The sequence below is a fragment of the Streptococcus agalactiae ATCC 13813 genome, assembly GCF_000186445.1.
In the GTDB taxonomy this organism is placed as follows: domain Bacteria; phylum Bacillota; class Bacilli; order Lactobacillales; family Streptococcaceae; genus Streptococcus; species Streptococcus agalactiae.
This window is the reverse complement of record NZ_GL636070.1, coordinates 500,160-523,947: the sequence shown is the minus strand read 5'-3', so window position 1 is coordinate 523,947 and position 23,788 is coordinate 500,160. Positions and strand designations below refer to the sequence as shown.

The 23,788-nt window shown below is 35.3% G+C and carries 22 protein-coding genes and 1 pseudogene; 6 read left to right on the top strand and 17 right to left on the bottom strand.

Annotation, left to right across the window (positions count from 1 at the left end):
• Positions 1-121: 121 nt before the first annotated feature.
• The 11 genes from HMPREF9171_RS1000000113315 to rpsF all read right to left on the bottom strand — a co-directional run bounded on the left by HMPREF9171_RS1000000113315 (position 122) and on the right by rpsF (position 10,614).
• Positions 122-286 carry a hypothetical protein gene (locus HMPREF9171_RS1000000113315; RefSeq protein ID WP_000927757.1) on the bottom strand — a complete coding sequence of 55 codons (165 nt, stop codon included), beginning with the start codon at positions 284-286 and terminating at the stop codon, positions 122-124.
• A 301-nt stretch (positions 287-587) separates the two neighbouring features.
• A complete protein-coding gene (locus tag HMPREF9171_RS110500; RefSeq protein WP_001081097.1) occupies positions 588-1,040 on the bottom strand; it encodes a deoxycytidylate deaminase in 453 nt (150 codons plus the stop codon).
• Between the two features lie 11 nt (positions 1,041-1,051).
• The gene (locus tag HMPREF9171_RS110505) at positions 1,052-2,119 is read right to left on the bottom strand and encodes a M24 family metallopeptidase (RefSeq protein ID WP_000505344.1); all 1,068 of its coding nucleotides are present in this window, start codon (positions 2,117-2,119) and stop codon (positions 1,052-1,054) included.
• A gap of 99 nt (positions 2,120-2,218) precedes the next feature.
• Positions 2,219-2,935, bottom strand: coding sequence for a DUF4811 domain-containing protein (locus HMPREF9171_RS110510; RefSeq protein WP_000584722.1), 717 nt, complete (start codon positions 2,933-2,935; stop codon positions 2,219-2,221).
• Between the two features lies 1 nt (position 2,936).
• The gene (locus tag HMPREF9171_RS110515) at positions 2,937-4,436 is read right to left on the bottom strand and encodes an MDR family MFS transporter (protein WP_000208365.1); all 1,500 of its coding nucleotides are present in this window, start codon (positions 4,434-4,436) and stop codon (positions 2,937-2,939) included.
• Positions 4,437-4,769: 333 nt separating this feature from the next.
• Complete coding sequence (gene uvrA, locus HMPREF9171_RS110520; protein ID WP_001152951.1) at positions 4,770-7,598, bottom strand: excinuclease ABC subunit UvrA; 2,829 nt, start codon at positions 7,596-7,598, stop codon at positions 4,770-4,772.
• A 131-nt stretch (positions 7,599-7,729) separates the two neighbouring features.
• Positions 7,730-8,401 (bottom strand): DUF1129 domain-containing protein, encoded by a 672-nt coding sequence (locus HMPREF9171_RS110525; RefSeq protein WP_000174846.1) that lies wholly within the window; start codon positions 8,399-8,401, stop codon positions 7,730-7,732.
• A 24-nt stretch (positions 8,402-8,425) separates the two neighbouring features.
• Entirely contained in the window at positions 8,426-9,370 is a 945-nt protein-coding gene (locus HMPREF9171_RS110530) for a magnesium transporter CorA family protein (protein WP_000812121.1), read from the bottom strand.
• A 169-nt stretch (positions 9,371-9,539) separates the two neighbouring features.
• The gene (gene rpsR, locus HMPREF9171_RS110535; protein WP_000068665.1) at positions 9,540-9,779 is read right to left on the bottom strand and encodes a 30S ribosomal protein S18; all 240 of its coding nucleotides are present in this window, start codon (positions 9,777-9,779) and stop codon (positions 9,540-9,542) included.
• A gap of 44 nt (positions 9,780-9,823) precedes the next feature.
• On the bottom strand, positions 9,824-10,315 hold the full coding sequence (locus HMPREF9171_RS110540; RefSeq protein WP_000609586.1) for a single-stranded DNA-binding protein: 492 nt from the start codon (positions 10,313-10,315) through the stop codon (positions 9,824-9,826).
• Between the two features lie 11 nt (positions 10,316-10,326).
• Positions 10,327-10,614 (bottom strand): 30S ribosomal protein S6, encoded by a 288-nt coding sequence (gene rpsF, locus HMPREF9171_RS110545; protein WP_001151773.1) that lies wholly within the window; start codon positions 10,612-10,614, stop codon positions 10,327-10,329.
• 1,060 nt (positions 10,615-11,674) lie between these two features.
• On the opposite strand from rpsF, the gene mutY reads away from it, so the two are divergent.
• The gene (gene mutY / locus HMPREF9171_RS110550) at positions 11,675-12,829 is read left to right on the top strand and encodes an A/G-specific adenine glycosylase (RefSeq protein ID WP_001872062.1); all 1,155 of its coding nucleotides are present in this window, start codon (positions 11,675-11,677) and stop codon (positions 12,827-12,829) included.
• A 176-nt stretch (positions 12,830-13,005) separates the two neighbouring features.
• On the top strand, positions 13,006-13,599 hold the full coding sequence (locus tag HMPREF9171_RS110555) for a helix-turn-helix domain-containing protein (RefSeq protein WP_000402391.1): 594 nt from the start codon (positions 13,006-13,008) through the stop codon (positions 13,597-13,599).
• A gap of 45 nt (positions 13,600-13,644) precedes the next feature.
• Here the strand turns inward: HMPREF9171_RS110555 and trxA are convergent, their stop codons facing one another.
• The 5 genes from trxA to zapA all read right to left on the bottom strand — a co-directional run bounded on the left by trxA (position 13,645) and on the right by zapA (position 17,823).
• Positions 13,645-13,959: a thioredoxin gene (gene trxA, locus HMPREF9171_RS110560; RefSeq protein WP_001162959.1), complete on the bottom strand. Its 315-nt coding sequence runs from the start codon at positions 13,957-13,959 to the stop codon at positions 13,645-13,647.
• A gap of 79 nt (positions 13,960-14,038) precedes the next feature.
• A complete protein-coding gene (locus tag HMPREF9171_RS110565; RefSeq protein ID WP_000446808.1) occupies positions 14,039-14,539 on the bottom strand; it encodes a phosphatase PAP2 family protein in 501 nt (166 codons plus the stop codon).
• A gap of 3 nt (positions 14,540-14,542) precedes the next feature.
• Positions 14,543-16,882: an endonuclease MutS2 gene (locus HMPREF9171_RS110570; RefSeq protein ID WP_001060314.1), complete on the bottom strand. Its 2,340-nt coding sequence runs from the start codon at positions 16,880-16,882 to the stop codon at positions 14,543-14,545.
• Between the two features lie 84 nt (positions 16,883-16,966).
• Positions 16,967-17,509: a CvpA family protein gene (locus HMPREF9171_RS110575; protein ID WP_000949955.1), complete on the bottom strand. Its 543-nt coding sequence runs from the start codon at positions 17,507-17,509 to the stop codon at positions 16,967-16,969.
• 2 nt (positions 17,510-17,511) lie between these two features.
• Positions 17,512-17,823, bottom strand: coding sequence for a cell division protein ZapA (zapA, locus tag HMPREF9171_RS110580; protein WP_000448289.1), 312 nt, complete (start codon positions 17,821-17,823; stop codon positions 17,512-17,514).
• A gap of 110 nt (positions 17,824-17,933) precedes the next feature.
• Here zapA and rnhC point away from each other — a divergent pair, with 110 nt between their 5' ends.
• The 4 genes and pseudogenes from rnhC (at position 17,934) to HMPREF9171_RS110600 (ending at position 22,581) form a co-directional block, all read left to right on the top strand.
• Complete coding sequence (gene rnhC / locus HMPREF9171_RS110585) at positions 17,934-18,827, top strand: ribonuclease HIII (protein ID WP_001092529.1); 894 nt, start codon at positions 17,934-17,936, stop codon at positions 18,825-18,827.
• A gap of 15 nt (positions 18,828-18,842) precedes the next feature.
• Positions 18,843-19,436: a signal peptidase I gene (gene lepB, locus HMPREF9171_RS110590; RefSeq protein WP_000657514.1), complete on the top strand. Its 594-nt coding sequence runs from the start codon at positions 18,843-18,845 to the stop codon at positions 19,434-19,436.
• Positions 19,437-19,564: 128 nt separating this feature from the next.
• Positions 19,565-21,767 (top strand): annotated as a pseudogene (gene recD2 / locus HMPREF9171_RS110595) (SF1B family DNA helicase RecD2); the annotation flags it as partial.
• Between the two features lie 331 nt (positions 21,768-22,098).
• Entirely contained in the window at positions 22,099-22,581 is a 483-nt protein-coding gene (locus HMPREF9171_RS110600; protein ID WP_000255474.1) for a hypothetical protein, read from the top strand.
• Positions 22,582-22,651: 70 nt separating this feature from the next.
• On the opposite strand, the gene dinB is transcribed toward HMPREF9171_RS110600, so the two are convergent.
• Positions 22,652-23,746 (bottom strand): DNA polymerase IV, encoded by a 1,095-nt coding sequence (gene dinB / locus HMPREF9171_RS110605; RefSeq protein ID WP_000904560.1) that lies wholly within the window; start codon positions 23,744-23,746, stop codon positions 22,652-22,654.
• Positions 23,747-23,788 lie beyond the last annotated feature (42 nt).

Genomic DNA, 23,788 nt, shown 5'->3' with positions numbered 1-23,788 from the left:
TTTTTTTAGATTAGATTTATATAATTTTTTCGTTTTCATATCATAATAAACAGCATTATCATAAAACCATCCTAAATTAATAAGATTATTTGTTTCTATTTCCGTTTTCAAATCTTGCTCCTTAATTATATAAAGTACCTAAACTATTATTAGTTGAAATGGACTTACCAATATTTTTGATAGTTTCTTGTCCATAATTGATGATATCATCTTTATAGTTATCATACACCCAATCAAATGCCATATTAGCATAAACTGGATTTACATCTATTGAGGTCAGCAACAATATCTTTTCTCTTTTTTGTAAATTATTTTTGCAATTCGAGATTCCCAGCAGTACTAATTTTAGATGTTGATAATAGATGGATCAGCTATTCTATTATCAACATCTAAAACTTTCTGTGAAAAATCATTAGGAATAATGACTATTAACTGGTGATCACCTTTTTTAGGCCATTTTCAGTAATCCCATGACTAACAATTGACCAATTTTGAGAATTATCTCGTTCAATATATTTAACATAACTGGCCCTTAGCTTAAACGATAAAACCTTCAAGGAAGATAGGCATATGCACTATCTTCCTCTTTACTCTTCCATCCCTAGTGTTACCTCTGGAACATCATGTTGAACATAAGCAACTCCTTTTGCTTCCATGAGTTCAATAGCAAATGGGTGTGGGCGATAATTAGCTTTATAAGTAATTTTCTTAACCCCTGCTTGCAAGAGCGCCTTGGTGCAATTGATACAAGGAAAATGCGTCACATAAATTTCTGTATTATTAGTAGAAATACCTTCTTTAGCACACTGAATAAGGGCATTCATCTCAGCATGAACAGTTCTAATACAGTGACCATCTTCCATATAATGTCCCACTTCGTTACAGTTATCTGTCTCAGAGACTCCTCCGTTATAACCTGTAGCAATGATGCGATTATTTTTGACTAAAACAGCTCCAACAAAAGCACGGTCACAGGTAGAACGTTTAGAAATCAACTCTGCATTTGCCATAAAATAATCTTCCCAAGAAAGTCTATTCATTCTATTTTCCTTTAAAGTACAATTAATTCTTTAGGTGCAGATGTCAATACTTCGCAACCTGTTTCCGTTATTAATAAATCATCTTCAATACGAACACCGTATTTATTATCGAGATATATTCCTGGCTCATCAGTCACTACCATCCCAGATGCAATCACTCCCTCTGACTTACCAAAATAAGGAATTTCATGAACATCAAGCCCCATACCATGCCCTATACCGTGGGTAAAATGATTACCGTATCCAGAATTTTCAATGACTTGTCGCGCCAAGTAATCATAATCACAACGCTTCATTCCTGATTTTACATTATCAATAATAGCTTGATTACTTTTCAAAACGATATCGTAAATCTCGCGTTCCTGATCAGTGACATGACCGATATGAATCGTACGTGTCATATCACTAACATAGTGCTGATAGTAACAACCAAAATCTAAAGTCAGAGTTTCTCCCGATTGAATAGTCTTCTGACTCGCAACCCCATGTGGCATCGCTGATCGATGTCCAGATGCTACAATAAAATCAAATGAAGGACCAGTTGCTCCTAATTCTCTCATGCGAAAGTCTAAAAAATTAGCAACTTGCAATTCAGTTGTTCGATCAGGTTTTATAAAATCCAACACGTCTAAAAAAGCTTGGTCCGAAATACGACAGGCTTGACGGATGATCGCAAGTTCTGTTGCATCTTTAATCATACGTAACTTTTCAACAACAGATGGAGCTTCTATCAAGCGATAATCTTCAAAAACTTCCACCATATGTTTGTACATATGATAAGAGATATCAGTTTCAAAACCAATCGCCATCAATGCGTCATCGCGAATAATTTTCAAAATAGCCGCGAGCGGTTCTCTGCTAACGACAATATCAAACTCCCTTACAGTATTCTTTGCTATCAAGGCGTATCGTGAATCTGTAACAAAAATCCGGTGTTTTGGACTAATGAGTACCGTTGCATTAGTTCCTGAAAAACCAGTCAAATAAAAAATATTTGTTAAATTCGTTATTAAGAGTGCGTCACATGATAATTGTGAAATTGCTGTTTGACATCTAGTTAGACGTTGTTCAAAACCCATAAGAAACCTCGCTATTCTAACCTTAATTAGGTTAATTTTATCATCTTTTAAGACATTTAGCTATAATAAAAGCAACTCATTTCAGTTGCTTTTACTTTACTATTCTTTTATATTAAGAGCTTCTTTTAATGCTTTAACTTGCATCTCAGCATAAGCTTCTGGTTTTGTCTTAGCTAATGTCTTTATCTCCATAGCTTTCACTGGGTTTACTTTTGCTTGCAAAGCCATCTGTTCTTTTAGTTTAGCCGCAGCCGATTCTAAGTGTTCAGACTGCTCTTTAGTCAAAACTAGCCAAGTTTTTCGTGGTATTTTAGCAACTGATTTCTGAGAAATCAATTCTCCATTTTCACCTGCAAAGCCATAAAGTAGTTTCGAAAGACTATCTTTCCACACATAACGTTTAGTCTTTGTTGTTACTGTGGCTTTTTTCACATCAGCTAATTGGTAGCTAGCAGATTTTTTCACAGCACTTGTCACTTCTTTTGTATTTGGAACAAAGTGAGCTTTTGCTTCTTTTTGATTTAAATCTGTTCGATAAACTAAAACATTATTACTCGAATGAGTACCAATCTCTTTATAAATCATGAGACCAAATGGAGCATTACTATCACCCGCACTATAAATCTCACGTGTCTTTGTCTTAGTTTCAATAGTCATACCTGTATGATTAACAAAGTGATCCGTTAACATCCAAACTGAGGCAAACAACAAAGCTAATGAGAGAAGACCTAGAATATACCGTAGAGCTTTTGGACGAATCAACATCCATGTGACAAATGTCAAAATAGTTGCCAGTGCAATAATCAAAATAATCATGCTATACCTCCTTTTCCGTCTCAATAATTTTCCCTTTTCTCAGGAAAAGAGATACCAGTAAACCAAGAACCGCAAATACAAAACCAATGGCAAAAGAAACATGGAAGCCATCAAGACTAGCATTCAACATCTGATTTGCATATTTTAAAGGATTCATTGTTAGCAAATCTTTTGATGGTTTATTGTTGGTGATAATATTTTGAGCAACACTTGAGAGCAATGCAACTACAACTGCTGAAGCAATTTGACGAGCAGTATTATTAGCTGCTGTTCCATGTGCGGCCTCATGTGGTGGAAGTGCGCTCATCGCACTTGCTGTCAATGGCATCATAACCATAGCAATACCAAACATACGTACTGCATATAAGAGGGTAATAAAATGATCTGGTGTTGTAGTCGTTAAGAAAACAAAAGGTAACGTCGCTACACCTAGTATGGTAAAACCAATCATAGCCATACGTCTTGCACCAACTTTATCATATACAGCTCCAGAAATTGGACTAACTATCCCCATCATCAAGGCACCTGGTAATAAAGCTAAACCAGAATCAAGTGCAGAGAGACCATGAACGTTTTGCAAGTAAAGCGGTAGCATCATTTCAACACCCATCATCGCCATCATTGAAAGTGCAATAGCTGCTGTTGTTACTGAGAATTGTTTATTTTTGAAAACACGGATATCTAAGAACGGTGTTTCTAGTTTTAATTGACGATGAATGAATAAGGCGATAAAAATAATACCAACCATAATAGGAGAAATAACATATCCAATATCTCCCCATCCATAAGTTGCCACATTTGTGAAGCCCCACAAAAAGCTACCAAAACCAATTATTGAAAGGATAAGGGAAGGCACTTCCAATTTAACTGACTTATTATCAACCACATCTTTTAGAACAAAGGGGGATAAAATTGTAGTGACCGTTAAAATTAGTAAAGGAAGAAGGAAAATTGCACGCCATGTTAAATCATGCCCTGCAAAATGAAATTCTTGTTTTAAAATCCACCCTGCTAATGTAGGCCCAATAGCTGGGGCAAGACCAACCACCAAACCATTAAGTCCCATAGCGGCACCACGCTGCTCTGGAGGAAAAACATTCACCATAACAACCTGCATCAAAGGCATAGAAATCCCTACAGAAATCGCTTGAATAATACGTCCTACTAAAAAAAGGTTCCAGTTAGATGTAGGTGCTAACGTTGTCATTAACAGTCCAATAAGTAAAACAACGTAGGATGTCACATACAACCATTTTGTTGAAAAACGTGTCGCTAAATAAGCTGAAACAGGAATCATAATCCCATTCGCTAATAAAAACCATGTTGTTGCTTGTTGAGCCGTTGACAACGAAATGTTAAAGCTATTCATCAAAGTTGGGATAGCCGTTCCTAAACTTGTCTGATTTAACACCCCTGCAAATGTAGCAATCAACAATAAGGTGATCATGGCTGTACGATTATATGGTTTGCCATGAATATCATGTTTTGCTTTTGTAGTCATTTTATCTCCAATCTCTATTTCTGATTTTAACTAATATCTTTTAAGAATAACAAATAGGTCTTATAAGGTTATTTTTTGATTTTTTAATCAAAAAAATATTATTTTCTGAAAAAATCATTATTTTAGTTATCGTGAGAACTATTTTATAATAGCTAAATTTTATTGTCAAGAAAAAGATTCTCATAGAAACTATTTTTTTCAAAACCTCATTATTTCCTTTTTCTAAAATATCTCCCCACTATTTTTCCTAATAAAGCGTTCTCCATTTAATGACTTCTACGCAATGTTAGCTTACAAAAAGGAACTGAGTAATATTACTCAGCTCCCAATAAACTATCTTGCTAACTTCTCTTTTAAATAATATCCTGTATAGGATTTAGGATTTTCAGCAACTTCTTCTGGTGTTCCGATAGCTACAATTTGTCCGCCACCAATACCTCCTTCAGGGCCAAGATCAATAATGTGGTCAGCAGTTTTAATAACATCAAGGTTATGCTCAATAACAAGCACTGTATTACCATCATCTACAAAACGATCCAAAACCTTAAGTAAACGAGCAATATCATCTGCATGAAGCCCCGTTGTTGGTTCGTCTAATATATAAAGACTCTTACCTGTCGAACGCTTATGTAATTCACTTGCCAGCTTCATTCGCTGAGCTTCTCCTCCTGATAAGGTTGTAGCTGGTTGCCCCAAAGTGACATATCCCAAACCAACATCCTTAATAGTCTGTAACTTACGAGCAATTTTAGGAATAGCTGCAAAAAATGTAACTGCATCATTCACTGTCATATCAAGAATTTGTGCAATATTTTTTTCTTTGTAATGTACTTCCAGAGTCTCACTATTATAGCGCGTGCCATGGCATACTTCACAAGGAACGTAGACATCTGGTAAAAAATGCATCTCAATTTTGATGATACCATCGCCAGAACAAGACTCACAACGTCCACCTTTGACGTTAAATGAGAAGCGTCCTTTTTTATAACCTCGAATTTTTGCCTCATTAGTTTGAGCAAAAAGATCACGAATATCATCAAAAACACCTGTATAGGTTGCGGGATTAGAACGTGGAGTCCGACCAATTGGACTTTGGTCAATATCAATCAATCGATCAACATATTCAATGCCTTCTAAAGAAACATATTTACCTGGTTTATCTGAGTTACGGTTAAGCTTCTGCGCAACAGCTTTTTTCAAAATACTATTAATTAAGGTTGATTTTCCAGAACCTGAGACACCAGTTACGGCAATAAATTTACCGAGAGGGAACTTGACATCTAAATTTTGTAGGTTGTTTTCTGCCGCACCTTTGATTTCTAAAAAGCGACCATTGCCTACTCTTCGTTCAGATGGTACAGGAATCACTTTCTTACCTGACAAATATTGTCCTGTAATAGATTTAGTATTTTTAGCTACTTGCTTCGGTGTGCCAGAGGCCACAATCTCACCACCAAACGCACCAGCGCCAGGTCCCACATCGATTAACCAATCAGCTGCCATCATTGTATCTTCATCATGTTCAACAACAATAAGCGTATTACCCAAATCACGCATTTTCTTAAGACTATCAATCAAACGGTCATTGTCTCGCTGATGAAGTCCAATGGACGGTTCATCAAGTACATAAAGGACACCTGATAAATTAGACCCAATTTGAGTAGCCAAACGAATACGTTGACTCTCGCCCCCGGAAAGCGTTCCTGCAGAACGTGACAGATTTAAATAATTAAGCCCAACATTATTTAAGAAGCTTAGGCGGTCATGGATTTCTTTGATAATTGGTCGAGCAATTAATTGTTCATTTGAAGATAAACGCAACGTTTCTAAAAGTTCTAAATGGTCTGCTATCGATAAATCTGAGACTTGGCCAATATTAAGACCTTCTTCTCCCCCAACTCTTACGCAAAGTGCTTGATCATTTAGACGATAACCATGACAAGTGTTACATTTTAGTTCGTTCATATATTCTCGCATAACATTGCGTGTGTAATCGCTATTAGTTTCATGGTAACGACGATTAATATTATTGACAACCCCTTCAAAAGGCAAATCAATATTTCTCTCACCTCCAAAATCGTTAATATAATGGAAATGGAACTCTCGTTCGCCTGAACCATATAGAGCTAGATCCTTCTCCGCCTTGCTTAATTTTTCAAATGGCGTATCCATATCAACACCAAATTGAGTCATAGCTTGCTCTAGCATCGTTGGATAGTAATTTGATGAAATTGGATTCCAAGGAACTAAGGCCCCTTCTCTAAGGGTCTTGCTTTTATCTGGAATAACCAAATCTATATCTACTTCTAACTTAATTCCTAAGCCATCACAGGTCGGACAAGAACCAAAGGGAGCATTAAAAGAAAAAAGGCGTGGCTCTAATTCAGGAACAGTAAAACCACATTCAGGACAAGAATAATGCTCTGAAAACAATAACTCATTGCCATCCATTGTATCAATAACGACATAACCATCCGACAAACGTAGAGCCGCTTCAACGGAATCAAATAAGCGGGAACGAATGCCCTCTTTATTAATTAATCGATCTACTACAATATCAATATTGTGCATCTTACTTTTTGATAATTCAGGCACTTCAGTAACATCGTAAATATCACCATCAATACGAACACGAACGTAACCATCTTTTTGTATTTTCTCAAATGTTGATTTGTGTTGTCCTTTTTTTCGACGTATAATTGGGGCTAAAATTTGCATCTTTGTTCGCTCTGGAAGCGCTAGTACCTTATCCACAATTTGCTCTACAGAAGATGCTGTGATGGCTCCGTGACCATTGATACAATATGGAGTTCCAACACGAGCATAAAGCAAACGTAAATAATCGTTAATTTCTGTTACAGTCCCAACAGTAGAGCGAGGATTCTTACTTGTTGTTTTCTGATCAATAGAAATAGCTGGACTAAGGCCATCAATAGAATCTACATCAGGCTTTTCCATATTTCCCAAAAATTGGCGCGCGTAAGCAGAAAGACTTTCAACGTAACGACGTTGTCCTTCTGCATAGATAGTGTCAAAGGCCAAACTAGACTTACCTGATCCTGATAGTCCCGTAACGACAACTAACTTGTCTCGTGGAATGTCGACACTTATATTTTTTAAATTGTGAGCTCTTGCTCCTCTTATCATTAATTTATCTTGCATAATGTTGTGCCTCAGCACTCCTTTTTGAATAGTGTTGACTTATTATATCAAATTTTAATAAAGTCAGTATTTTTTTAGTTTTAAATTTCATAGAAAAAAGAGATGAACTAATACGTTCATACTCTTTGTTATTATCTTCTTTGTTGTGGTGCCACTGGTGCCATTGAGCTTTGAATATTATATTTACGTTGTAAATAAAAGCGCAAACCAAACGATGCTAAAGCAATAATAAACAAAACAACCTCAGGAAGTTTAGGATTAATAGTTGCAGGTAGAAGAGGTACTACTGCAAATAAGGCAAACCAAACTAACATAACTAGTGCCAGTACTGCGAAAGATTTAAGCCAGCCTGGTCTTTCAGATTTTGGTTTACCCATATGGCGATAAATATAGTAATAAGTAACGTACATGGCCGCACCACCACCAAAACCAAGAGTTAAAATTGAAATAAGCCCTGTATTGACATTAGATTGACCAAATAGCAACATTAAACCATTCAAAGCAGTTACTAAGCCAAGAAATAGTAAGGAAGTATCTAACCACATCAACCAAGGATTGGTATTTTTTTGTACAGATACTCTAGCTTTATCCTCAGGTCGCTCAGTGAATGAGGCTGCCCAAGTAGTTGGTGCTCCTAAGAGTGAGCGTGCGGTAATTCCTTTTTTCTGATTATCTATAATCTCTGGGAGATGTTCTTCTAAAATAGCTTTGATTTCTGCATCTGATTTTCCATCAGCTAAAAGTTGATTAGTTGCAATATGAACAAACTCTTGATTCTTTTTAGTTAAGTCTTGTAAAGTCATGTGAACTCCTTGATTAATATACTATTAAAACCATTTTTTACGAATAAAATAAAATACAACAAATGAACTCATCAAAAAGGCCAAAAGAACAACATAGATAAAGCCATGTGCGAGACCATTCAAAGGCATCCAATTATTTTGAAAGTTCATCCCATACGCCGAAAAAATAACCGTTGGAATATCCAATGTCATGGTTACTAGGGCTAAGGTTTTCATAATGGTATTCTGATTATTACCGATGATTGAAGCAGTCGTTTCTGTCATGGCATTTAAGACATTTTCATAGATATTTGCCATTTCAATAGCCTGCTGAGTTTCGATTAATGTATCTTCAAGCAGATCTTCATCTTCAATGTATTTTTTTAAACTACTGGTACTACTGGTCAATTTTTTGACGATTCGCTCATTAAATTTTAAAGAGGCCTTTAGATAGACAATAGATTTTTCCAATTCCATCATATCGATCAATTGCTCATTTCGAGTTGCACTCTCTAGTTGTGCTTCAATTTTATCGCTCTGCCTATCGATAGTACGCAAAGCCTGTAAGTATAATTCGGCATTGCGATAAAGCAATTGGAAAACAAAACGTGTCTTCATAAAGGTATAAAAATTTTTGACACGTCGTCTATAAAAGTGATCAAACAGCGTCAAATGTTCTAGGCAAGTAGTAATAACAGCGTTGTCAGTAACGATAATGCCCATAGGAATAGTCATATAATAACTTTTGTTATTGCGTTCTTCATAGGTAGGAACGTCAACAATAACTAAAGTATAATCATCTTCAACCGAGATACGGGAAGTTTCTTCCACATCGAGGGGAGCACGTAAATCATCAATATCAATACCAAATTGATCAGCTACTTGTTCGGATTCTTCCTGGGAGGGATTAACCAGATTTATCCAAGCACCTGGCTCGAATGTTTCAATTTCTTTAAATTCAATTGCCGTTGAAAGAAACATTTGCTTCATGGCGATTCCTCCTTTGTTATAAAAAATCCATACCTTAGTATTATACAAGAAAACCATTTGTTTTGCACGGTTAATACGGTGGTATCCTAAATTTTTCTATTATTTGACTCGTAAATACCAATAATAATGGTAAAAAGAATAAAAAAATAGCCGCTAGGGCTATTTTATATTAATCTTCATTTACGTAAGGCATAAGAGCCATAACACGAGCACGTTTGATTGCTGTTGTTACTTTACGTTGGTTTTTAGCTGAAGTTCCTGTTACACGACGTGGTAAAATTTTTCCACGTTCTGAAACGAAGCGGCTAAGAAGCTCTGTATCTTTGTAATCAACATATTCAATCTTGTTAGCTGCGATATAATCAACTTTTTTACGGCGTTTGAATCCGCCACGACGTTGTTGAGCCATGTTTATTTCTCCTTTATAGTTTTAAATTCTGTCCATCTATTATATTAGAATGGTAGATCATCATCTGAAATATCCATTGGATTTGAGTTACCAAACGGACTCTCATCACGACTAAAATTAGGCGTTTGTTGAGAAGAAGCTGAATAACTATTATTTGACGGAGCATTGTTATAGCCACCGTTATTATAAGAGTTAGATGAACCACCTTCTCGTGTAGCACGACTTTCCAATAATTGGAAACTTTCCGCAACAACTTCTGTTACATAGACACGTTGACCTTGTTGGTTTTCATAATTACGTGTTTGGATACGACCTGTAATTCCAACCAAAGCACCTTTTTTTGCCCAGTTAGCCAAGTTTTCAGCTTGTTGGCGCCAAATAACACAGTTAATAAAATCAGCCTCACGTTCGCCAGATTGATTTTTAAAATTACGATTAACTGCAAGTGAAAAAGTGGCTACCGCTTGATTACTTGGTGTATAACGAAGTTCTGCATCACGGGTCATGCGACCTACAAGTACTACATTATTAATCATAAACTACCTTCTTAGTCTACTTTAACGATCATGTGACGAAGAATGTCACCGTTGATTTTTGAAAGACGGTCAAACTCATTAAGAGCTACTGCATCTTCAGCTTCAACGTTAACGATATGGTAAAGTCCTTCAGTGAAATCTTGGATTTCGTACGCAAGACGACGTTTTTCCCAATCTTTTGATTCAACAACAGTTGCACCGTTGTCAGATAAGATAGAATCAAAACGTGCTACCAAAGCGTTTTTAGCTTCTTCCTCAATGTTTGGACGAATAATATAAAGAATTTCGTATTTAGCCATTGATATGTTCCTCCTTTTGGTCTAATGACTCATGAATTTTTCATGAGTAAGTGAGGTTATGCTCACAAGATATTATTATAGTAGAAATAAGTTAATAATGCAAGGTTTTTATGTTTTTATTTCCCTGATATCCTTTAAAGACATTTTTATTTTTCTTTATTGAAAGTGCCTTATATCAAACCTATGTAGCCATTTTCTTTTACTGACTTATGTTCAATCCTCATTCTATAATTCAATTAAAAAATAAAAAGGCGAGGTTTACACCTCACCTTCAACATATTATTTAAAGAATTCTTTATTGGTTTAAGTTTTCGTTGGAGAAAAATTCAGTGTCTCCGATTTTATATTTTTAAATATTAAAATACTATTTAGGGAGTCCCTTTTATTTTTTATTACCTTTGGTAACACCAAAACATACACGAACTTTTATTCATATGTGTTACCATTTTACATCTTTCATATTGAGATATTTGATTAGCAATACCTCCTTGACTAACAAAAATTACTAACACATCTAGGGGTATACCCTAGTTTATATTTGTTCATGATTACCTCAAGCGAGCATGCGCTAATGGTAATGAACTATTACCACATTGTCTGTCTTCCTTAAATTATATAAGGACTTATGTGTCACCGTTACTGTAGCGACCTACATCTAAACCCAACATAAGTGCCCCTCCAACTATTTCTAGGAAATGAAGAAAACTTCAAATCCTTGTGACTGTTTGCAACATCAATGCATTGATAACAATTTTAGTGTATCGCCATTCTTATAGCGACCCATATTAAAAATTAACATAAGCGCTACCTCCATTAACTAAAGTTAGCTTGCCTACCAATCTTTCTTGTGGAGACTAGTCTCCATTCTTATACCTAGAGATATTGTAATAGATCATGGATAACCTCCTTGATTTAAACTTTATCTTTATAATTTAATTATAGTGTAAACGCTTCCTTAAGTCAAGAAAAAAATATTGATGCAACATTTTTCTTCATCATTAATTACGATCTAGTCAACATACCTCTTTGTCAAATCCTCTTTCTTTGATACAATTAATCTATGATAGATTTAAAAGACTATGGAATTGAGATGTGGCCTGAAGATAGAATCGCTTCTTTTCGTCGCACACTTTTAGGGTGGTATGACCAAGAAAAACGTGATCTCCCTTGGCGAAGAACTACTAATCCATACTATATTTGGGTTTCTGAAATCATGTTGCAACAAACACAAGTTAATACGGTAATCCCTTATTATAAACGTTTTCTAGAGTGGTTTCCTCAAATAAAAGATTTGGCAGACGCTCCTGAAGAACAATTACTAAAGGCATGGGAGGGGCTAGGCTATTATTCTCGGGTGCGTAATATGCAAAAGGCTGCACAGCAAGTGATGGTTGATTTTGGTGGCATATTTCCTCACACTTATGATGATATTGCTTCATTAAAAGGGATTGGTCCTTATACTGCAGGTGCTATCGCCAGCATCTCATTCAACTTACCAGAGCCTGCCGTTGATGGCAATGTGATGCGTGTCATGGCTCGTTTGTTTGAAGTTAATTATGACATCGGTGACCCTAAAAATCGTAAAATTTTTCAAGCTATTATGGAAATACTAATTGACCCTGACAGACCCGGTGATTTTAACCAAGCACTTATGGATCTGGGTACAGACATCGAATCCGCTAAGACACCTAGACCTGATGAAAGCCCTATTCGTTTCTTTAATGCTGCTTATTTGAATGGTACTTATGGTAAATACCCCATAAAAAATCCTAAGAAAAAGCCTAAACCAATGCGAATTCAGGCTTTTGTCATTCATAACCAAAATGGCCAGTATCTACTGGAGAAAAATACTAAAGGGAGACTTCTAGGAGGGTTTTGGTCATTTCCTATTATCGAAACGTCACCTCTTTCTCAACAATTAGATTTATTTGATGACAATCAATCCAACCCCATAATCTGGCAAACCCAAAATGAAACTTTCCAAAGAGAATATCAATTAAAGCCCCAATGGACTGATAATCACTTTCCAAATATTAAGCACACTTTTAGTCACCAGAAGTGGACAATAGAACTCATAGAGGGGGTGGTCAAAGCAACAGATTTACCTAATGCTCCTCACCTAAAGTGGGTAGCAATTGAGGACTTTTCTCTGTATCCCTTTGCAACACCACAAAAGAAAATGCTAGAGACCTACTTAAAACAGAAAAATGCTTAATCACAAGTGAACTATGACAGTTCACTTTTTGTTTACAATTCCTTTACGCCGCTGTAAAGTTTTCCTCAGATTATCTTTTAATACCCTATAAATAGTGGTCTATCCCTAATGTCAAATACATTTGATAGACCCGTTAGCTTATCATCCTTATACTAATATTATGAAAGGAGATATTTATGGAAATTGGTCAGCAAATTATTCGCTACCGTAAACAACAAGCGCTCTCGCAAGAAGAATTAGCCGAGAAAGTCTATGTAAGCCGTCAGAGCATATCTAACTGGGAAAATGACAAAACCTACCCAGACATCCATAGCCTCTTACTCCTAAGTCAAATTTTTCAAGTGAGCTTAGACCAACTAATTAAAGGAGACATTGAGAAAATGAAATATACCATCACTCAGGTTGATAAAAAGAATTTTGAACGAGATACCAAAGTAATGGTGACATTGATGATACTATTAATGATTTCAAGTTATCCATTAGTCTATTTCTTAGAGTGGCTAGGACTTGGCATTTTCGTTTTATTATCGATAATTACTATGACTTATGCTAATCGTGTGGAACGTTTTAAGAAAAAATATGATGTGCAAACTTATAAGGAAATCCTAGCTGTTTCAAATGGAAAATTATTAGACGAAATCGAAAAACGGGAAGAAAGAGCAAAGCTTCCTTATCAGAAACTCCTTATTGTCACTGTATTTTTCCTCATTACTGTAGCCACCTTTTTTGCAAGTCGTTTTATTTTTACATGGTTATTCCATTTAAGTTAGTAGATAATAAAATAAAGCTCAGCGTGACACTGGGCTTTATTTTATTTAACTCAATTCAGCAATAATAGCTTTCAGTTGGTCTTTAGTATGAACACCTGCAACTTGTTTAACCACTTCTCCGTCTTTTTTAAACATCAATGTTGGAATTGACATAATACCAAACTGACGAGCAGTTTCCGGATTTTCATCAACATCCATTTTCAAAATTTTGAGTTCATCTTCATCGATTTCTTGAGATAACTGTTCTAAAATTGGTGCTTGCATACGACATGGACCACACCAAGTTGCCCAAAAATCAATGAGTACTAAACCTTCTTTAGTTTCTTCTACAAATGTAGCATCTGTTACTTCTAATGCCATCTTTTTCTCCATTTCATCTTAATGATAAGCCTATTGTACAAGAATTTAGTTGTTTTTGAAACTATTTGCTACGAACTCGCTAAATAAATAAACAAAGCCCTAAAATCAAGCCAATAAGGTAACCTGCAATAACATCCTTAGGATAGTGAATACCTGCTATCACACGGCAAATTGCCAATAGAACCGATAATATTAAACAAACTATTCCAAAGTAAACATAATATCGTAACAAACACATACTAATCATCGTAGCTGAAAAAACATGTCTGCTAGGCATCGACCTTCCCTCAGTATCCTTATAAATTAAAGGTTTAATATTCCATTTTTCATATGGTCGTGGAAAATCAAGGCGTTTCCTAATGTAAGACAAAGCTATAAAGCCAACAGCAGGGATAATTAATAGCCTTAACCATAATTGAAATGTCATCCCTTGCCAAAGAGTAAATATCAGAAAAGATGGATAGAGTATGTACATCATTCCTGTGACTATTTTTAGTAAAAAATTTAAAAGAATTATTAACTGTGGTTTTTTTCTAAAAGGTTGAGATAGTTTGGCATAAAATTGTTCATATGATTCCATAATTTACCCTAACGTTACAATTGTGGCGCCAGATCCCCCTGCATTTTGTGGGGCATAAGCAAAATGCTTAACGTGCTTATTACGACGAAGATATTTTGTCACTCCCTCACGGATAACGCCTGTACCAATACCATGAATGATATCAACTTGTCCCATATTGTTAAGCAATGCTTGATCAATAAAATTATCTAACTCTTGCATAGCTGCTTCGTATCTTTTACCTCTAAGATCAAGTCGAGCTCTTGGTCCAGAACTATCAGCCTTTTTAACCACATTAATCTGCTTACTTTTGACTTTCTGTTCTTCTTGGACTCTAACAAGGGTAAATTCATCTTGTGTTAATGTCATTTTGATAATTCCCACTTGTGCTTCCCAACGTCCATCTTTTAATTGACTAGTTAAGGTACCTCGCTGTCCATAGCTAGTCACTATAATATCATCACCAATTCTAGGGGCACGAGCTGCTTTGATTTTTTTAGCCTTATTTAAGACTTTATTTTTTGATAAATCAATTTGAGGTGCTAATTTTTTTATTTGTGCCTTAGCATCTATAATTTCGTGAGGTTTTAATTGGCTCTTATCATTGAGTTTTTTTAAGATAGTATCACTCTCATTCAAAGCCATATCTACAATTTCTTGAGCTTCTTGATAGATTTTTTCTAACTCTTTATCGCGCTCATGTGAAAATTCATTATAGAGTTTCTTAACCGCACGATTGAATTTGAGGTTTTCTTGTTCAACTTCTTTAATATGATCCAGTCTTCTACGTGTCTCAAGTGTCTGTGCCTCTAACTGTTCAATAATACGGTTAACATCTGAGTCAGAATCTGTCATCTGCTTAGCTTGTTTAACAATAAATGGAGCTAAACCAAGGCGAAAAGCAATTTCAAATGCATTTGATCGTCCAGGAACTCCTTGCATAAAGCGATACGTAGGGCTAAGCGTTTCGGCATCAAATTCCATGCTCGCATTCTCTACAAAATTTGTCTCAATCCCATAAGCTTTTAATTCTGGATAGTGCGTGGTCGCCATCGTTTTGATATTACTTAACCTAAGGTGTTCTAAAATAGCCATAGCCAAACTAGCACCTTCTTGAGGATCCGTTCCTGCTCCCAGTTCATCAAAGAGAACTAAACTATTGTGGTCAGCCTCGTTTAAAATACTAACTATGTGCGTCATATGACTAGAAAAGGTTGATAGACTTTGTTCAATAGATTGCTCATCGCCAATATCTGCAAAGATATTGTTAAATACTGCAATTTTACTACCTTTATCCGCTAATACTGGCAAACCAGACTGTCCCATTAATTGTGCTAAACCGAGTGTTTTTAGCATAATCGTCTTACCACCAGTATTGGGACCAGTGATGACAATTGCAGTTAAATCTTGATCAAAATGTAAGTCATTAGCCACAGGGTTACTTAACAGAGGATGACGAACATTGATTAATGCTAACGTGCTGTCATTAGAAATCTCAGGTATCGTCGCCTTATTATCAGTCGTAAAAAGATATTTAGCCCTTACAAAATCAAGATGCCCAAGAATCCATGCATTATTTCTAATAGTGGCGACATGGGGTCTTAACAAGTCTGAAAATGCGTGTAAAATACGACTTTCTTCATGACGTTCGTCAGCTCTAAGCTGCGTTATCTCTTCGTTTAGTGTAACAACAGCACGAGGCTCAATATAAACAGTACTTCCTGAAGAAGAGATGTCATGAACCACACCAGAAATACGATTCCGATAAGTATTTTTTACTGGTAGGACACTCCGTCCACTACGACTAGCGATTAGATTCTCTGATAAAAGCTCTGCTTTTTCCTTAAGCATATCCTGTAAAATCTGACGAACCCGTCGTTCACTGTTTGTTAATTGACGACGGATACGCTCTAATTCTGGACTCGCAAAATCTTCTAAAAAACCACCATCATTGATAGCTTGAAAAGACCCTTGCAGATTAGGGAATTGTTCCAAATTTTCAAACAAACGATCCAAAGATTGGAAAGAAACATTATCCAAATCAGAATAAAAGTGAATCATATCCGAAGAACTCTGTAAAACTTTTTTGATAGCCAAAAGTTCTTGAATATTAAGATCAGCTGAAAGCTCTAAGCGTTTTAAACTCTCAGAGATTGAACTTAGGCTGACTATGTCAAATGAGTGATGTTCAACAAAAATCTGTTCCATGTCAGAAATTTCATTAAAACTTTTTTCTATTTTAGGAGCCTCCGTCATCGGCTCCAGCTCTGATAATTCTTCTTGTGATTGTTCTGTCTTGAGATAAGGTAATATCAATTCCTTAACTTTGTTAAATTCTAACTGTTCTAAAATCTTGTTATTCATACTCTTCATTATACCTAAATTTATCACAAAATGACAACGTTAAAAAGGTTGGAACTCTTACTCCAACCTTACTAAACATTATATTCAAAGACCTACCGCCCAAGTCCTTACCAAAAACTGAGAGAAGAATGGTAAGTCGTTAATTAAAAATCTAACAAACAGACTATTCCATAACTTTTCTTGAACAAATGACATAGGGACTGTTGCCAGAATAGTCAAACACATACTCATAAATAAGAGACAAACCAGAACGGATAAAAAACCACTAATAATATTATTTTGCAAGCTATCAAAATGTTCAACTGGTGCTAAATGTAGTAAAACACCTAGCAAGCGACCTACTAAGTAAGATAAACTGTAGATAAAAACAAAGGCAACACCTGCATAATAAACATGACTCAATTGAAATTTGCTAATATCTTTAAAAAAGTAAACTTCTACTCCTTGTACAGGATTAGAATACGGTACCCATAACGTAATCTGACTAGCTAATTCTTGGTAAAATTGACTAGCAATCATCAAAGATACCATTGACATTAACACGTAAAAGACTTGTAAAAAAATACCTCTACTGTAGCCAATATAAAAATGCCAAATAACAATAATCAGCAAAAGCAATGATAGCATGATTAATCCTCACTCACTTTTTCTTTAATGTCCGAAATCGTTTTGGAGCGTAACTTATTGAGCTCATCTTCCATTTTTTCAATGTCAATTTCTCGACTTAGTTGCACTGATAAAGCATTAATTGCCATGAGAATAGCAATCGTTTCATTATCAGCATTAGGTAATTTTTCTTTAATGGCTTCATACTTTTCTGTAGCTACACGCTCAATCTCTTCCATAAAAAGGTTGTCTTTATCTGTCGTCAATGTGAGAGGCTTATCTCCAAAGACAAATTTATAACGATTTTTCTGACTATTATTTATTTTTGTTTCCATACTATACCTCTGCTAGCATTATACCGTAAAATAGGGCTTTCGTAAAATTCTACCCCTTATCATTACTTGTCTATTCCCTTATTCCTCTTTTTTATGATAGAATATTGTCTATGAACACAATCGTCATGCAAGCAGATAAAAAATTGCAAGAAAAGATAAGAACCGATTTAGCTCAACATCATATAAGTAATAATAATCCTTATGTGGTATTTTCAGCTAAAATATCAGGAACTACTGTTCTTTTATATACTTCTGGAAAACTTGTCTTCCAGGGTTCTAACGCTTCACATATCGCCCAAAAGTATGGTTTTATTGAGCAAAAAGAAAGTTGTTCCTCTGAGAGTCAAGATATTCCCATAATTGGTACTGATGAAGTGGGAAATGGCTCTTACTTTGGTGGACTGGCAGTGGTAGCTAGTTTTGTAACTCCTAAGGACCATGCTTACCTCAAAAAATTAGAGGTTGGTGATTCAAAAACACTTACTGATCAAAAAATTAAGCAAATCGCGCCTCTTTTGGAAAAAGCAATTCCACACAAAGCATTATTGTTATCGCCTCAAAAATATAATCAAGTGGTTGGTCCAAATAACAAACATAATGCTGTCTCCGTAAAAGTTGCTTTACACAACCAAGCTATCTTCCTTCTTCTTCAAGATGGTTTTGAACCAGAAAAAATCGTTATTGATGCTTTTACTAGCTCCAAAAACTATCAAAACTATTTGAAAAATGAAAAGAATCAATTTAAACAAACGATTACTCTGGAAGAAAAAGCTGAAAATAAATATCTAGCTGTAGCGGTCAGTTCTATTATTGCACGTAATCTATTCTTAGAAAATCTTAACAAATTAAGCGACGACGTAGGATATAAACTTCCAAGTGGAGCTGGTCACCAATCTGATAAGGTCGCTAGCCAATTACTCAAAGCTTATGGTATCTCTTCGCTTGAACACTGCGCAAAACTTCATTTTGCTAACACCAAAAAAGCACAAGCATTATTAAAATAAATAGCAGGGAAAATTATGAAAGAATTTATTAAAGAATGGGGTGTCTTTATCCTCATCCTCTCACTTTTTTTACTATCGCGTATCTTTTTATGGCAATTCGTTAAAGTTGACGGACACTCCATGGATCCAACTTTAGCTGACAAGGAACAGCTAGTAGTTCTCAAACAAACAAAAATCAATCGATTCGATATTGTAGTGGCTAACGAAGAAGAAGGCGGCCAAAAGAAAAAAATTGTTAAACGTGTCATTGGTATGCCAGGTGATGTCATCAAATATAAAAATGACACCTTAACTATTAACAATAAAAAAACAGAAGAACCTTACCTCAAGGAATATACTAAATTATTTAAAAAGGATAAATTACAGGAAAAATATTCATATAACCCACTTTTCCAAGACCTAGCACAAAGCTCTACCGCTTTCACTACTGACAGCAATGGCAGCAGCGAATTTACTACTGTCGTGCCTAAAGGCCACTACTATCTTGTTGGTGATGACCGAATTGTCTCTAAAGATAGTCGTGCCGTCGGCCCCTTCAAAAAATCAACGATTGTGGGAGAGGTTAAATTCCGCTTCTGGCCAATTCGTCGTTTTGGAACTATCAACTAAAGGAAATTAAAAATTCACCTGACAAAAGTTGAAATAGCATATTATATTGAAAATAGGGAGTGACAAATCCATTTAAAATAGGGATTTACAATCACTCCCTTTAACTGTTTATTAAAAAGGAAGGTACAATGGAAGTATTTTTTACAGGAACCATTGAACGCATTATATTTGAAAATGCCAGCAATTTTTTTAAAATATTACTTCTGGAAATCGAAGATACGGATAGCGATTTTGATGATGTAGAAGTAATTATTACTGGTACTATGGCCGACGTTATAGAGGGAGAAGAATATACTTTTTGGGGAACACTAACCCAACATCCAAAATACGGCGAGCAACTACAAAGTGTACGCTATGAAAGAGCCAAGCCTACTTCAGGTGGCCTTGTGAAATACTTTTCTAGCGAACAATTTAAAGGAATTGGTAAAAAGACTGCCCAACGCATCGTAGAACTCTATGGAGATAATACCATTGATAAAATCCTTGAATCCCCTGAACAGTTAAGTACAATCTCAGGACTATCAAAAATTAATAGAGAAGCATTCATCGCTAAACTGAAACTCAATTATGGAACAGAGCAAGTTTTAGCTAAACTCGCTGAATATGGGTTAAGCAATCGTGCTGCTATTCAAATATTTGATCACCATAAAGAAGAATCACTTGAAGTGATAAACGAAAATCCTTATCAACTTGTTGAGGATATCCAAGGTATCGGTTTTAAAATAGCTGATCAACTTGCTGAACAAGTCGGTATTGAAAGTGATTCTCCTAAACGCTTTCGTGCTGCTATTATTCATACTTTAGTGGAGTCTTCTATGGAGCAAGGAGATACCTATATTGAGGCTCGTACTCTCTTGGAAAAAACCATTACTCTCCTTGAAGAAGCTCGTCAAATCGAACTAGATCCTTCAATTGTTGCTAAGGAATTGACAAATTTAATTGCAGAAGATAAAGTGCAACATATTGGAACTAAAATTTTTAGTAATACTCTATTTTTTGCCGAAGAAGGCATCAAAAAAAACTTACAACGAATACTAAATCAGCCTCTTGATAAACAACTAAGTCACAAAGATATTGACCGTGAAATCAGAGATATTCAAAAATCTTTAAATATCCACTACGATAATATCCAAGAAAGAGCTATTAGAGAAGCTTTACTAAGTAAGGTATTTATCTTGACTGGTGGCCCAGGAACAGGTAAAACAACAGTTATAAATGGTATTATTGAAGCCTATTCCGAGTTACATCATATTGATTTAAACAAAAATGATATTCCTATTGTACTTGCTGCTCCTACAGGTCGTGCTGCTAGACGCATGAATGAACTTACCGGTTTACCGAGTGCTACTATTCATAGACATTTGGGATTAAACGGAGATAGTGACTATCAAAGTCTAGATGACTATCTAGATTGTTCCTTAATTATCATTGATGAATTTTCAATGGTTGACACTTGGCTTGCTAATCAATTATTTGACGCTTTGGACTCGCACACACAAGTTATTATTGTCGGAGATAGTGATCAATTACCATCTGTAGGTCCAGGACAAGTTCTAGCAGATCTTTTAAATATAAATGCACTTCCACACGTTAAACTTGAAAAAATTTTTAGACAATCAGAAGAATCAACTATTGTGACTTTAGCTAATCAAATGAGACAGGGCTTTTTGCCAGAGGACTTTACAGCTAAAAAAGCCGATCGCTCATACTTTGAAGCATCTGCTAATATCATCCCAAATATGATTTCTAAAATTGTTCAATCTGCACTTAAGAGCGGTATTGAAGCTCATGAAATTCAAATTTTAGCTCCTATGTATCGCGGCCAAGCAGGTATTAATAATCTTAACCTTATCATGCAAAATCTCCTCAATCCATTAAAAGATAATAACCAATTTACTTTTAATGATATAAATTTCCGAATAGGAGATAAAGTGTTACATTTAGTCAACGATACAGAGCTTAATGTTTTTAATGGGGATATTGGTTACATAACGGACCTTATACCAGCTAAATATACTGAGAGCAAGCAAGATGAGATTTATATGACTTTTGATGGTCAAGAAGTTATCTACCAACGCAAAGAATGGCTTAAAATAACGCTAGCCTATGCTATGAGTATTCATAAATCACAGGGTTCTGAATTTCAAGTTGTTATTCTGCCAATAACGAGACAGAGTGGTCGAATGTTACAGCGAAACCTTATTTATACAGCTATTACGAGATCTAAAAGTAAACTAATACTTTTAGGAGAAATTGGTGCATTTGATTTCGCTGTTAAAAACGAGGGGGCAAAGCGCAATACTTATCTGATAGAAAGATTTGAAAACAAGCAAGAAATAGCTAATTCTCAAAAAATTGAAGATAGTTCAATAGATCAAAAGACTGACAGCACAATAATTAATACGTCCATTCCAAAAACAGCAACGCCAATTGAGCAGACTAATCTTTCAAAAATAACTTATCGCCTAACTGAAGAAAATTATTTAACAATCGACCCAATGATTGGTATTAATCAACAAGATATAAGTGCGATTTTTGATAGTAAATAAATTTTTTCATAAAATCTTGAAAACTCTTCCAAATATGTTATAATATCATTGTATTAAGAACGTAGTTCAAATTTAATACTTTTATTAAGGTTTATTTAGAAAAAGGAGATATTATGGTTTCATATGAAAAAGTCCGCCGCTCTCTGCGCACAGCTACAATCACTATCATTGTATTAAATAGTTTGTCTTTAGTATTCAGATTGTTTACAGGAATTTCAGTGCAGCTAGCCAAAACTGAAATTAATAAAGGGAACACAGGTAATCTTCCTAAAGAACATATCGAAGCAGTCTTGAGCGCCACAACACCATTTATGCTATTTGTCACTGCTTTAATAGTATTAGTCAACATTGCCATTGTTATTTTCTGTATTAAAAATTTAAGAGCAATTAAAAGAAATCAAATGGTTAATTACCTTCCTTATTACCTTGGCTTCGCCATTACTGTAGGACTTGTTATTTTGGGTTTTCTAACTACTAAAGCACCATGGGCAATAGCTATAAATATCGTCTTCCAAGCTATTTTCGGTCTTCTTTATTTCCATGCTTATCAAAAAGCACAAAAACTCAACGAACGTGACCTTGAAGAGGCTAACTAAAAGTAAAAGCACTAGAATCTAGTGCTTTTTTCTTTTCAAAGAGAGTTAAATATAGTCATCGTCCCAACTTTTAAAAATCTAAATAGATAGCTTCATGTTCATTTTCCAGGGTCGTTACTGTAACACCTAAGAGTCGTATGCCAAAAACTGACTCTTCTAAGGTATCAAATATCGCTTTAGCAACTTGATCAATGATTTGAAAATCTTGAGTATACTCTTCTAATGTCATACGTTTCGTCAATGTTTCAAAATCCGCATATCTAACTTTTAAAACGATTGTCTTACCAACTTTCTTATTTTTCTCCAGAGAAGCAACAACTCTCTGAACGTTCTTTGAAATCTCAGCTTTGATATCTGCTTCGTTATATAGTAATTTCCCATAGGTTTTCTCACTTCCTATTGATTTACGAACTCTATCAGGTTTTACCGGGGAAGCATTAATCCCTCTTGCTTTACGATAAAGGTCATACCCGAAACGACCAAACATATCAATTAAAGAGATTTCAGATAAGGAAAGGAGGTCCTCACCAGTATAAACCCCTAAAGCATGTAATTTTTCGACGGAGCGTTTACCAACACCATGAAATTTCTCTATTGGTAAGGGCTTCAAGAAATCTTGGGCTTGATCTGGTAGGATGAGGGTAAGTCCTTTTGGTTTCTCAAAATCAGAAGCCAATTTTGCCAAAAATTTATTGTAGGAAATACCCGCTGAACAGGTCAAATGGACATCATTCCAAATATCGTATTGTATCATTTTAGCAAGTTTAACAGCAGATTTTATTCCCATTTTATTTTCAGTTACATCTAAATAAGCTTCGTCTATACTCATCGGTTCAACCAAATCCGTATACTTTTTAAATATATCTCGTACTTCCATTCCTACTTGGCGATATTTTTGGTAATTTCCCGAAATAAAGATAGCTTGAGGGCATCGTTCATACGCTTCTTTTGAAGACATAGCTGAATGAACTCCAAACTTTCGAGCCTCATAATTACAAGTAGAAACAACCCCTCTGCCGCCGGTTTTTCTGGGATCAGAACCAATAATAACAGGCTTTCCTTTAAGAGAGGGATTGTCACGCTCTTCCACAGATGCAAAAAAAGCATCCATATCAATGTGGATAATTTTACGCGACGTATCATTTATTAAAGGAAAAATTAACATTGTTCTCTCCCCCATTCTCTCTACTCCATTATAACAGATTAC